The organism is Flavobacterium sp. ACN6, from assembly GCF_002304005.1.
Lineage (GTDB): Bacteria > Bacteroidota > Bacteroidia > Flavobacteriales > Flavobacteriaceae > Flavobacterium.
In genome coordinates, this window is sequence record NZ_MRCQ01000021.1 from 41041 (window position 1) to 54611 (window position 13571).

A 13571-nucleotide genomic window follows, 5' to 3' on the forward strand; every position below is an offset into this window, starting at 1 on the left:
TGATAATCTTTTAATCTGTGGCAAAAATCTCCTCAATCTGCCAAATCTGCGAGAAAAATTTAGTTTCAGAAGAAAGGATTTTTTTTTGTTTCCCGCAGATTCAGCAGATCTAGCAGATAACTTTTAGTGAGTAAATCTCTGTTAAACTTCTTAATCTGCAACAAGAGAAAATCTGCTCAATCTGCCAAATCTGCGAGAAAAATTTTAGCCTCAGATTAATAGATTAAAAAAACGTTGTGTCTTAGTGTCTTTGCGGCAAATAAAAAAAATCGAAAAATTCGTGGCAAAAAATAATTCACAATAAAACAAAATGGTTTTATATATTTGAAATCAGGATAATTTTTGCATTATTTGCAAAATAAAACCATAAAGTCCGAATTAAATTAATTTACAATACCGAATTATATATGGCATTTTCAAGTTTATTCCGAAAGAAAACAGTACAGGATATTCTGAAGCAGGTTGCTCAGAACGAAACAGACGGTCATAATGCTTTAGGAAAACATTTGACAACTAGAGATTTAACTGCATTCGGAATAGCGGCAATTGTTGGAGCGGGAATTTTTAGCACCATCGGAAAAGCCAGCGCAGACGGCGGACCAGCTGTTATTTTCTTATTCCTTTTTACAGCTTTAGCTTGTAGTTTTGCTGCTTTTGCTTACGCCGAATTTGCTTCGATGGTTCCAGTTTCAGGGAGCGCTTATACGTATTCTTATGTGGCTTTTGGAGAATTAATTGCTTGGATAATTGGCTGGGCATTGATTATGGAATATGCCGTAGGAAATATAACCGTTGCCATATCGTGGAGTGATTATTTTACGGGACTGCTCCAGAGTGGCGGTATTCATCTTCCACAATGGATTCAGATGGATTATTTAACCGCTTCCAACGGATTTAACGATGCCGAAGCTTTAATGCGCGGCGGAAAATCATTCGAAAATTTAAGTACAGCACTGCAATCTGCTCATACGGCTTGGACAACTGCACCAACTATAGGATCTTTCCATTTTGTTACTGATTTACCAGCATTATTTATCATTATTTTGATTACCGCTTTGGTTTACAGAGGAATGAAAGAATCTCGTAACGCGAGTAACTTAATGGTAGTTGTAAAACTTTGCGTAGTACTTTTAGTAATTGCAGTTGGTGTATTTTATGTCGATACTGCAAATTGGGATCCGTTTGCTCCAAATGGAGTTGGAGGGGTTTTAAAAGGAGTTTCTGCCGTATTCTTTGCTTATATTGGTTTTGATGCCATCTCGACAACTGCCGAAGAATGTAAAAATCCGCAGAGAGATTTACCACGAGGCATGATGTGGGCGATTATTATTTGTACCATTTTATATATTGCTATTGCCTTAGTTTTGACAGGAATGGTAAAATACAACGAATTAAATGTTGGAGATCCTCTGGCGTTCGTTTTCGATAAATTAAACCTTAAATGGATGTCAGGAATTATTGCCGTAAGTGCAGTAGTAGCTATGGCGAGCGTTTTATTGGTTTTTCAAATGGGACAGCCTAGAATCTGGATGAGCATGAGCCGTGACGGTTTATTGCCAAAGAAATTTTCTACAGTTCACCCTAAATTCAAAACGCCATCTTTTGCTACAATTGTAACTGGTTTTGTGGTAGCAGTTCCAGCTCTATTTTTAAACTTAACAATGGTTACAGATTTATGCAGTATAGGAACTTTATTTGCCTTCGTATTAGTGTGTGCTGGAGTTTTAGTATTGCAGAATAAGCCAGAAATTCCAAGAGGGAAATTCAAAACGCCTTATGTAAACTCAAAATATATTTTACCAGTTTTAATGATTGCTGGATTGTATTACGCTTTTGCATTCAATAACAAAGCGACAATGGCTTTTATTAATAATGATGCGCAGATAAACGATGCAACAACAATTATTACGTCATTAAATAAAGAAGAATCTGCAAAGGTTTTCAATTATTTAGAAAGCATAGATGTTAAGAATAAAACTGCCGAAACATCAGATTTAGAACATTTATTAGGACAATATCAAGACGACGAAGCCAAGTATAATGAAGTTGTAAAAGGATTGCCAATCAACGATTCATTAAAGTACGAATCAGGTTTCAGCTTATTCAAACACAAAATTCCAATGTGGATTTTCCTTTTCGTTTTAGTTGGATTAGCGGTTTGGGCTTTCAGAAAAAATCTATCGTTAATTCCACTTTTAGGTTTAATCTGCTGTCTTTACATGATGGCCGAATTAAGCGTTTGGAACTGGATTTACTTTACAATTTGGTTATTAATAGGATTGTTTATTTACTTTACTTATAGTAGAAAAAATAGTAAGCTAAACTTCGTTGAGAGGGTTTAAGTTTTAAATTATAAATTATAGAAATGCCGTTCTGAAAATAGTCTTAGAACGGCTTTTCCGTTTTTTTTTTGTCATCCTTGACGGAGGAAGGATCACACTAGAAACTCGACAAAGATTGAAGATTTACTATACGAAGTTACGCGTGTGATCCTTCCTTCGTCAGGATGACAAATTGGTGCCGATTATCAATTTGCTAAAAAAAAATCGCCACGAATTCACGAATTTTTAAAAACAAATTAATTCGTGAATTGCTTCGCGTGTTCGCTTTTGCTCGGATCGTGGCAAAAAACAGCTGCGAAATAATTAGTGAAAATTAGTGAAATTCTTGTTTCAAAATTCCTAATTCCACCATACAAAGCTTTTATCATCTCATAAGTACGCTGAATATTAATATACCAACCAATAGAAAAACGAATCAAACTTTATTTTGCCACAGATCAAAACGATTAAAAAGATTTTGCCTCTCGCAGATTTGGCAGATAAAGCAGTTTTTTTTTGTTTAGGAGAAGATCAGCCAAATCTCCTAAATCTGCGAGAGAAAACAAAAAAAATCTTACCGAATCTCTGCGAAAACCTCTTTGCGAATCTCTGCGGAATTTAAAATCCCAAGCTCCACCATACAAGCTTTCATCATCTCATAAGTACGTTGAATATCATTATCCAATCCAATCGAGAAACGAATCAAACCATCTGTTAATCCCATTTCTTTTTGCTCTTCAAGTGGAATTTCACTAGAAGTCGAAGTTCCCGGCGCGCTGAATAACGTTTTATAAAACCCCAAACTTACCGCCAAATAGCCTAAGTTTTTAGCTTGCATCAACTCCATTAATTCATTGGCTTTTGCCAAAGTTCCAACATCAATTGTCAGCATGCCGCCAAAACCATATTCCGGATTAATCATCGTTTTGTATAATTCATGACTCGGGTGACTTTTCAATCCTGGATAAACCGTTTTCAAACCATCAGCTTCAAATTGATCTGCCAGAAAATGCGCATTATGACTGTGCTGTTTAATTCGGATGTGAAGAGTTCGAAGATTTTTCATTACCGAAGCCGAACGTAAACTATCCATCGTTGGTCCTAAAAGCATACTGGCTCCGGAATTTACATTTTTCAGCGAATTGATAAATTCTTTCGACGCACAAGTTACACCGCCAACCGTATCGCTGCTTCCGTTTATGTATTTCGTTAAACTATGAATCACAATATCAGCGCCTAATTTTGCAGGAGAAACAGATAAAGGTGAAAACGTATTATCGACAACCAATTTCAAATTGTGCTTTTTAGCAATTTTAGCCAAACCAGCAATATCAGCCACTTCAAGTAACGGATTACTAACCGTTTCGCAATACAAAACCTTCGTTTTTGCTGTAATTGCAGCTTCTACAACTTCTAATTTCGTAATATCAACAAACGTAGTTTCAATTCCGAATCGAGGCGTAAAATTCTTTAAAAAAGCATAAGTACCGCCATAAATCGTTCGGCTTGAAACAATGTGATCGCCCGCACCGCAAAGCTGTAGTAGAGTAGGCGTAATCGCTCCCATTCCCGAAGCCGAAACATTTGCTGTTTCCGTGCCTTCCATCGCTGCCAAAGCTTGATCCAAATACAAATTACTCGGCGAAGAATGACGCGAATACAAATAACAGCCTTCCATATTCCCTTCAAAAGTATCAAACATAGTTTTAGCCGAAAGAAAAGTATAAGTCGAAGAATCAGAAATCGACGGATTCACACCGCCAAATTCTCCAAAGTATTGCAAATCCTGAATTTTATCTGCTGGGTTAAAGTCGTTCATTATAGTTAGTTTTTGTTTGTTTCAAATTTCAGGTGTTGTTTGAACCTAAGTTTAATTTTTAGAAGCTATTCCTGCTATCCGTTTCAATCTTTTGTGTCTCGTTAAAGAAACGAGACACAAAAGGATTTCCACTTCTATCAGGGCTAGGGCACTCCTTTTCAAAAGAAATTCTATTCAAAATAATCTCTAATTAGAATATTAATCAATAGTAAAGTGAATAATTAGATTTTAAAACTATAATAATGTGTTTGTAGTGATTTTTAATCTAAATTTGATTTAGAAAATCCGATTCAATAGATTTTTTTTCATCGCAACCAAAAACAAAAAAACATACACCACAAACTGTTAAAATGACTTTAGATGCCACCGATAAAAAACTCCTAGTTTTACTTCAAACCGACAGTAAAAAAACAAACAAAGAATTATCTTTAAAACTAAATCTTTCGGTAACAGCAGTTTATGAAAGAATCAAAAAACTGGAACGTGAAGGAATCATCAAAAACTATGTAGCGTTAGTAGATAAAACCAAAATCGAAAAAGGATTTGTAGTGTTCTGTCATTTAAAACTCATTCAGCACACCAAAGAATTCCTTACCAAATTTGAAAGCGAAGTCATCAAACTAAATGAAGTTTTAGAATGCCACCACGTAAGCGGTGATTATGATTATATTCTAAAAGTGCTGGTAAAAGACATGGAAGCTTACAGGGAATTTTTGGTAACTAAACTAACTTCACTTCAACACATTGGCAGTACACAAAGTATGTTTATGATTAGCGAAGTGAAGAATTCGACGGTGATTTCTTTTTGAGAGGTTCAAAGGTTCAGAGAAGCAAAGGGACAAAGGTTTTAATAAAAGAAACTAAGATTCTAAGTTACTAAGGTTCTAAGTTTTTTAATCTTGCAAAGTCGCTAAGGCGCAAAGTTTTTTATCAATGACCGTTAAGTTTATCATTTCTGTAAAAGTATGATACAACCCTTACATTAAGACTTTGCGCCTTAGCGACTTTGCAAGATTAAAAAAAGAAAACCTTTGCGAACTTTGCGGTAAAATGCACAGTCCCCAAAAAAACTTTGCGATAAAATACCCAATCCATAAAAAAAACTTTCTGCCTTAGTGCCTTCGTGGCAGAAACCCTCCAACCTCAAAATTTCACACAAAAAACATTGGAATTTAAACTTTAAACAAAACTTTATTCCTTAATTTTGTATCGCTAAAAATAAAATAGACAAACTATGAGTTCATTTGACGTAGTCATTATAGGTTCAGGACCGGGCGGATATGTATCAGCAATTCGTTGCGCACAATTAGGTTTTAAAACAGCAATTGTAGAAAAGTATAACGCTCTTGGCGGAACTTGCCTTAACGTAGGTTGTATTCCTTCAAAAGCTTTGTTAGCTTCTTCTCATCATTATTCAGAAATTGCTCATTTTGCAGATCACGGAATTGAAGTTTCTGGCGATGTAAAAATCAATTTAGAGAAAATGATCGCGCGCAAACAAGCCGTTGTAGATCAAACCGTAGGTGGAATCAACTACTTAATGGATAAAAATAAAATCACTGTTTTCAATGGTTTAGGTTCTTTCGTAGACGCAACACACATTGCAGTTGCAAAAGCAGACGGAACATCTGAAACTATCGAAGCAAAATATACTGTAATCGCTACAGGTTCAAAACCATCTTCTTTACCATTCATCAAAATTGATAAAGAAAGAATCATCACTTCTACTGAAGCTTTGGCTTTAAAAGAAGTTCCAAAACACTTAGTAATTATTGGTGGGGGAGTTATCGGGATCGAGCTTGGACAAGTTTACCTTCGTCTAGGAGCTCAGGTTTCTGTAGTAGAATTTATGGACAGAATTATTCCAGGAATGGACAGTTCTCTTTCTAAAGAATTGACTAAAGTATTGAAAAAACAAGGAATGAAATTTTACGTTTCTCACAAAGTAAAATCGGTAGAAAGAAACGGCGATGCTGTTGTGGTTCAGGCTGAAAATGCAAAAGGAGAAACTATTACTCTAGAAGGAAATTATTCATTAGTTTCTGTTGGTCGTCGTCCATACACAGACGGATTAAACGCTGACAAGGCTGGAGTGAAAATTTCAGACAGAGGACAAGTTGAAGTAAACGATCATTTACAAACTAACGTTCCAAATATCTATGCAATTGGAGATGTTGTTCGCGGTGCGATGTTAGCGCACAAAGCGGAAGAAGAAGGAACTATGGTTGCTGAAATCTTAGCAGGTCAAAAACCACACATCGATTATAACTTAATTCCTGGTGTAGTATACACTTGGCCAGAAGTTGCTGCAGTTGGAAAAACTGAAGAGCAATTAAAAGCAGAAGGAATTGCTTATAAATCTGGAAGTTTCCCTTTCAAAGCGTTAGGACGTGCAAGAGCAAGTGCTGATTTAGACGGATTTGTAAAAATCCTTGCTGACGAAAAAACAGATGAGGTTCTAGGAGTTCACATGATTGGAGCACGTACAGCAGATTTAATTGCTGAAGCGGTAACTGCAATGGAATTTAAAGCTTCTGCTGAAGATATTTCAAGAATGAGCCATGCGCATCCAACTTTCGCGGAAGCGGTAAAAGAAGCAGCATTGGCAGCTACTGAAAATAGAGCAATACACGTATAATTTACGTAAACTAATAATACAAAACCGCTGGAGCAATCTAGCGGTTTTTTTGTGCTTTATTTTTAAGCTTCGGATAATATAATAATTGAAAATAATTTTGTAAATTAGATGGGTAATTCAGGTGTTATCTTTACAAGACTAAAAGATAATATTATGAAAAATAGATATATAGTTCCGATTTTGATCGGAGCAGGAATCGGATTTGCACTTTACTCTTGTGGAGGAGGTATTCCGAAAAAAGCACAGGCTGTAACTAATTTTGACAGTGCAAAATATCTCGGGAAATGGTATGAAATCGCTAGATTAGATTACAAATGGGAAAGAGATCTGGATAATGTAACAGCCGAGTATTCTTTAAAAGATGATAAAACTATAAAAGTAGATAATAAGGGCTATAATGTCAAAAAAGACAAATGGGAACAAAGTATCGGGAAAGCTAAATTTGTCAAAAAAGACAATATTGGTATGCTGAAAGTCTCATTTTTTGGTCCTTTTTATTCTGGATACAATGTCGTAGCTGTAGATCCAGATTACAAGTATGCACTTGTTGCCGGCGAAAGCCTAAAATATATGTGGATTCTTTCGAGAGAAAAAACAATTCCAGAAAGTGTAAAAGCAGATTTTTTGATCAAAGCTCAAGATATTGGATACAAAGTAACCGATCTGGTTTGGGTGAAGCATGATCGAACGAATTAAAAAAGAACCCGACAGTTAAAAAGCTGTCGGGTTTTTTATTTTTAGTTTGGGAAAAATTATGGTTTGAAAATACTCTTGTAATTATCCCAATATCTGTAAATCAAAAATAAGTTTGCTAAAAACAATAAAATTGCAATTGGCAGACCTTCGGGAGCAAGAAAATAATTAATAAACAAGATGTTTACCGTAATAGGCAGGATCAGGATATTAGCAAGCGTTACATATCGCCCAGTTATAAATGCAATTCCACATAACAATTCAATTGATTTAGCAAGTGGTATTAAATAAGTCGAAGCCATTAAACCTACATTAAAAGCTTTAAAATTTCCTGTAGTTTCTGGTTCAGGCATTAAATGAAAAAAATAACTGACAGAGGCAAAAAGTAACAAAAGACCAATTAAAACGCGGACAATAATTGTGGCAATTTTCATAATACTTAGGATTTTTTAAGGTTAAAAAATATAATTAAGTTATTGGAAAAGATGCAGTCTAAAGGCTCAAATTAGAATCACAAATCAATTTTTTTGTGCTTCATTTTTAAGGATTTTTCAATAAGATTAGTTGGTTTTTGGGATTAATCTAATTGTATATCAAATATAACGAATTTTTTCTTATAAAAAGTATGTCTTTTTAACAGTTTTGCATCATTGTTCTAATCATTTGGTTATTTCTTTTGCTTTATAGTAATGACAGAATTTTGTCGTAATTTTGAAGTTTAAAATTTACTGATTTTTGAGAGTTTCCATTCATAAAAATATTGCAAATCCAGAACTGTTTAAAGAACAGCTTTTAAATTGGGCACAGCAGTTTCGCGAAGTCATTTTTTTAGACAGCAATTCCTATCCACAAAACTATTCCGATTTTGACTGCCTGCTCGCAGTTGACGCTTTTACTTCTTTAAAAACAGATTTTTACAATGCTTTTGACGATTTAAAACAATATCAGCAAAACACAAAAGACTGGCTTTTTGGTTATTTTTCTTATGATTTAAAAAATGACGTAGAAAGTCTCCGATCTCATAATTTTGACGGATTAAATTTTCCAGATTTGTTTTTCTTTCAGCCTAAAAAAATATTTATTCTGAGAGGAAATGAACTTGAAATTCAATATTTGATGCTTTGTGATGATGAAGTTGAAATTGATTTCGAAGAAATAGTTCAAAGTCCCTCCCGAAGCTTCGAGACAAAAGCCCAAAGTCTAGAGACTTTAGAAATAAAACAACGCATTTCTAAAGATTCGTATGTTGAAAAAGTAAATAAAATGCTCAAACATATTCATGTTGGTGATATGTACGAAGCTAATTTTTGTATGGAATTTTATACTGAAAATGCAAGTATAAATCCGTTAGAGAAGTTTCAGAAACTCAATGAAATTTCGAAAGCGCCATTTTCCGTTTTCTTTAAAAATTACAAGCATTATTTGCTTTCCGCTTCACCAGAGCGTTACATTAAAAAAGTAGGAGAAAAGATCATTTCACAGCCAATTAAAGGAACTTCGAAACGATTTGTAGATCAGATTGAAGACGAAAAATCAAAAACTGTTTTGGTTTCAGATGAAAAAGAAAGAGCTGAAAATATTATGATAACCGATTTAGTTCGTAACGATTTATCGCATACGGCGCAAAAAGGATCTGTTATGGTTGAAGAACTTTGCGGGATTTATTCATTTCTACAGGTGCATCAGATGATTTCTACAATTAGTTCAAAATTAGATGCTCAATATTCGGCTTTAGATGTTTTAAAAACAACTTTTCCAATGGGAAGCATGACCGGCGCGCCAAAAATTTCTGTCATGGAAATTATTGAAAATCTGGAAGAAACAAAAAGAGGATTGTACAGTGGTGCTGTTGGTTATTTTACGCCAGAAGGCGATTTTGATTTTAATGTCGTAATCAGAAGTATTTTATACAATCAGGAAAATCAATATGTTTCTTTTTCGGTAGGAAGTGCCATTACAGCATTATCTGATCCTGAAAAAGAATATGAGGAATGTTTGTTAAAAGCTAAGGCAATGCGGGAGGTTTTGCAATAAAAATATCACACGGATTACACGAATTTACGCGTATTATTTTTTTACCGCAGATTAAAAGATTAACACAGATTTTTTTAATCATTTTTAATCTTCTGATCTGTACCTATAATTTTTTAGCTTTAGGAAAGAAAAAATTAGTTGAAATTCGAGTAATTCGTGGCAAAGAACATCACTTAACATTTCATTTAAAAATAGATCGAATTTAATTTTTTACTTTTATCAGATGTTTTCAAAATTTCAAAATCATATCGTTTCAAGATTTCCTTTCCTAGCCGAAAAAAAGCTTTTTCTTGCAGTAAGCGGTGGCTTAGACAGCATGGTTTTACTGCATTTATTCAAGCAATTACCGTATGAAATTGCAGTTTTACATTGTAATTTCCAGCTTCGCGGATTAGAAAGTTTTGGAGATCAGGAGTTCATTCAGAATTATTGCGATCAAAATAATATTCCAATTTTTACCACTCATTTTGACACGGAAGCTTTCGCTAAAGATTATAAATTGTCCACACAAGTTGCGGCAAGAGAATTAAGATACAGCTGGTTTTATGAACTTTTAGAAGAAAAAAACTTCGATTTTATTCTAACAGCGCACCATGCCGATGATAATCTGGAAACGTTTATTATCAATTTAACACGCGGAACGGGATTAGAAGGTTTGACTGGAATTCCCGAACAAAATGATAAAATTATACGTCCGCTTCTTCCTTTTTCTAGAGATGAAATCCTAAAATATGTCCAAGAAAATAATATAGAATGGCGTGAGGACAGCAGTAATGCTTCAAATAAATACCTGCGAAATAAAATCCGCCATGATTTAGTGCCTGTTTTAAAAGAAATTAATCCTAATTTTTTGGATGCATTTCAGAAAACACAGTCTTACCTTCAGGAAACAAAAGAAATGGTCGAAGACGCCTCTATTATGATTTATCAGCAAGTTGCAAAAGAAGCAGGAGATGATATTCACTTCGATTTAAATCAGCTTAAAAAACTTCCAAACTATAAATCATATTTGTACCAATGGCTTAACGAATTTGGTTTTTCGGCGTGGAATGATATTTATGATTTGGTTGAAGGACAATCCGGAAAACAAATTTTTGCAGAAGAATTTCGATTATTAAAAAATAGAGAAACCTTAATTTTGAGTCCGTTTTCTGAAGCGCCAGAAAAAGAAGAATTTGAAATTTATGAAAACGATACAGAAGTTAATTTTCCCTTAAAATTAAGTCTTTGTAACGTAGGTCACACAACATTCGATTCAAATAGAGTTATATTTGTCGACGCCGATAAAATCCGCTTTCCGCTGGTATTACGTAAGTGGAAAGAGGGAGATGTTTTTCAGCCTTTTGGGATGCATGGTAAGTCAAAAAAAGTCAGCAAACTTTTTAAAGATGAAAAATTATCCTTGATTGAAAAGGAAAAAACATGGCTTTTATGTTCAAATGACCAAATCGTCTGGGTTATCGGAATCAGACAAGGCGAACGTTTTAAAATTGAAAATACCACAAATAAAATACTTAAAATAGAACTACAATAATGAACTTTACTCAAAATCATCAAACAAACTTTTTTAAAAGTGTTTGGACTAAAACTATTTTACTGCTGTTGTTTTTCTTTGCTTTTGCAAATGGTAACGCTCAAATATTAGAGCCGGTAAAATGGACTTCAAAAATTGAAAAAAAAGGAAATAATGCTGTACTGATTTTCGATGCTGTTATCGAAAAGGACTGGCATATGTATTCTCAGTTTACTCCAGAAGGCGGACCGCTTGCTTTAGAAATTGCTTTTAAAAATCAGAAAGGCAATTATGAATTGATTGGAAAAGCAAAAGAAGGAAAAACAAGAACGGCATATAATGATGTTTTTGAAGTAAACGAAACCTTTTTTGAAGGTAAAGCACATATTGAACAAGAGATAAAAATCATTAACCCAAACTTAAAAACGGTTGATGTAGATTTTGATTTTCAGGTTTGTAAAGAAGTTTGTATCAATTCGAGCAAAAAGTTCTCAATTGCTGTTCCTTCCACTTTTAAAATGGATGAAGTTCCAGTTGTTGCAGAAGCAAAAAAAGATGAAACTAAAGTAGCTGGAATTGCAGTTGATACGATTGCAAAAGCACCAGCTTCTCAAATAGAGAATGTTATAAAGAAAGATCAGGAATTGGCTAAAGGAGATGCTGATACAGAAATTCCTGCTCCAGCACCTGCTAGAAGTTTATGGTCAATCTTTTTTATTGCCTTTCTATCAGGATTTGCAGCTTTGTTGACACCTTGTGTTTTTCCAATGATTCCGATGACGGTGAGTTTCTTTACCAAACAAAGTAAAAGCAGAGCAAAAGGAATAAGAAATGCTGTTATTTACGGACTTTCTATTATTGCTATTTATGTAATTTTAGGACTTATTGTAACAAAAATATTCGGAGCAGATGCGTTAAATGCATTATCTACAGATGTTTGGTTCAACTTGATTTTCTTTGTAATCTTAGTTGTTTTTGCTACTTCATTCTTGGGTGCTTTCGAAATTATGCTTCCAAATTCATGGGCAAACAAAGCCGATCAGCAAGCCGATAAAGGCGGGATAATCGGAATACTATTTATGGCTTTAGCTTTGGCTATTGTGTCATTTTCTTGTACAGGTCCAATTGTAGGAACTTTATTAGTTGAAGCAGCTTCAAATGGTGGAATCGCTCCAGTTGTGGGAATGTTAGGATTTTCATCTGCATTAGCACTTCCGTTTATGTTATTTGCAATGTTCCCAGGATGGTTGAATTCTCTGCCAAAATCTGGAGGATGGTTAAATACTGTAAAAGTGGTTCTTGGATTTTTAGAATTGGCATTGGCATTCAAATTTTTATCAAACGCCGATTTAGTTTTACAATTGCATTTCTTAGAAAGAGAAGTTTTCATCGCGATCTGGATTGCCATTTTTGGAGCTTTGACTTTATATTTATTCGGAAAAATTACATTGCCTCATGATAGTCCAATGCAGCATATTTCTGTTGGAAGACTATATTTAGGATTGCTTACTTTAGTATTTACGATGTATCTAATTCCTGGACTTTGGGGAGCGCCGTTAAAATTAATCAGTGCTTTTCCACCGCCGCCGCAATATAGCGAAAGTCCGTTTGGAGTAGGAGGATCAGGAAATGGAGGAGGTTCAGCAGAATCTATAAAAGGACTTCCTGAAGGTGCAGAATTAGGTCCGCACGGAATTATGGTATTTCACGATTTTGAAGATGGTTTAGCTTACGCAAAAGAAATCAAGAAACCAATAATGCTTGATTTCACAGGTTACGCTTGTGTAAATTGCCGAAAAATGGAAAATAATGTGTGGTCGGATCCAACGGTTTTACCAATTCTAAAAAATGACGTGGTTTTAATTTCGCTGTATGTTGATGATAAACGTGAACTTCCTAAAGAAGAACAGTTTGTAACAGCTTCAGGCGATAAAATTATCACGGTTGGAGATAAATGGACCGATTTTATGATTTCTAAATATAAAACGAATACACAGCCTTTATATGTTATTACAGATTTAGAAGGAAATAATTTAAACATTACAAAACCAACAATTAGCTACGTAAGTACAGAAGAATATCTGCACTGGTTAAAAGAAGGAATTTCTAATTTTAAATAAGAAGAGGTTGATTGTTTATTGTTTATGGTTTATTGTTGATAGTTGGTGGTTGATGGTTGATGGTTGTGTTGTAACAATCTGCAATCTAAAATCTATAATCTAAAATCAGTACTTTATTCGGTTGAAATTAATTCAAACAAAAGCGCTCTAAGTTACTTAGAGCGTTTTTTTTATGCAATTGAGAAATAAAGATTTAAGTTTTACTAGTTCTTCTTCGGTGTATTTTTTTATAACTAAGTTTAGAGAAGGTACTTCTTCAAACAAAAAGCGCTCTAATTACTTAGAGCGCTTTTTTTATCAAGATTGTGTCTTGTCCTGAAATAGCGATACACAAAAAGTATCATTATGGAAAAAGATCAAGAATTGCGCTATGTTAAGCGTACACAGAAAGATTACAGTATGTCTTTAAAACTTCAAATTGTTCAAGAAATAG

9 protein-coding genes are annotated in these 13571 nt (G+C 34.2%); 7 read left to right on the forward strand and 2 right to left on the reverse strand.

Going from position 1 to position 13571, the window contains the following annotated elements; genetic code table 11:
• Positions 1-407: 407 nt before the first annotated feature.
• Positions 408-2342 carry an amino acid permease gene (locus BSF42_RS21655; protein ID WP_095955181.1) on the forward strand — a complete coding sequence of 645 codons (1935 nt, stop codon included), beginning with the start codon at positions 408-410 and terminating at the stop codon, positions 2340-2342.
• 553 nt (positions 2343-2895) lie between these two features.
• Here the strand turns inward: BSF42_RS21655 and BSF42_RS21660 are convergent.
• Entirely contained in the window at positions 2896-4140 is a 1245-nt protein-coding gene (locus BSF42_RS21660) for an aminotransferase class I/II-fold pyridoxal phosphate-dependent enzyme (protein ID WP_095955182.1), read from the reverse strand.
• Positions 4141-4490: 350 nt separating this feature from the next.
• Here BSF42_RS21660 and BSF42_RS21665 point away from each other — a divergent pair, with 350 nt between their 5' ends.
• From BSF42_RS21665 to BSF42_RS21675, 3 genes are all read left to right on the forward strand, one after another.
• Positions 4491-4949, forward strand: coding sequence for an Lrp/AsnC family transcriptional regulator (locus tag BSF42_RS21665; RefSeq protein ID WP_095955183.1), 459 nt, complete (start codon positions 4491-4493; stop codon positions 4947-4949).
• A 425-nt stretch (positions 4950-5374) separates the two neighbouring features.
• Positions 5375-6778, forward strand: coding sequence for a dihydrolipoyl dehydrogenase (lpdA, locus tag BSF42_RS21670; RefSeq protein ID WP_095955184.1), 1404 nt, complete (start codon positions 5375-5377; stop codon positions 6776-6778).
• Positions 6779-6931: 153 nt separating this feature from the next.
• On the forward strand, positions 6932-7474 hold the full coding sequence (locus tag BSF42_RS21675) for a lipocalin family protein (protein ID WP_095955192.1): 543 nt from the start codon (positions 6932-6934) through the stop codon (positions 7472-7474).
• Positions 7475-7530: 56 nt separating this feature from the next.
• Here BSF42_RS21675 and BSF42_RS21680 read toward each other — a convergent pair whose 3' ends face one another.
• The gene (locus BSF42_RS21680; RefSeq protein ID WP_095955185.1) at positions 7531-7905 is read right to left on the reverse strand and encodes a DoxX family membrane protein; all 375 of its coding nucleotides are present in this window, start codon (positions 7903-7905) and stop codon (positions 7531-7533) included.
• A gap of 301 nt (positions 7906-8206) precedes the next feature.
• On the opposite strand from BSF42_RS21680, the gene BSF42_RS21685 reads away from it, so the two are divergent.
• From BSF42_RS21685 to BSF42_RS21695, 3 genes are all read left to right on the forward strand, one after another.
• Positions 8207-9505, forward strand: a complete 1299-nt coding sequence (locus BSF42_RS21685) for an anthranilate synthase component I family protein (RefSeq protein WP_095955186.1) — start codon at positions 8207-8209, stop codon at positions 9503-9505.
• A 223-nt stretch (positions 9506-9728) separates the two neighbouring features.
• On the forward strand, positions 9729-11039 hold the full coding sequence (gene tilS, locus BSF42_RS21690; protein ID WP_095955187.1) for a tRNA lysidine(34) synthetase TilS: 1311 nt from the start codon (positions 9729-9731) through the stop codon (positions 11037-11039).
• Positions 11039-13138, forward strand: a complete 2100-nt coding sequence (locus BSF42_RS21695) for a protein-disulfide reductase DsbD (RefSeq protein ID WP_095955188.1) — start codon at positions 11039-11041, stop codon at positions 13136-13138. The genes tilS and BSF42_RS21695 overlap by 1 nt, the downstream gene beginning before the upstream one ends.
• Positions 13139-13571 lie beyond the last annotated feature (433 nt).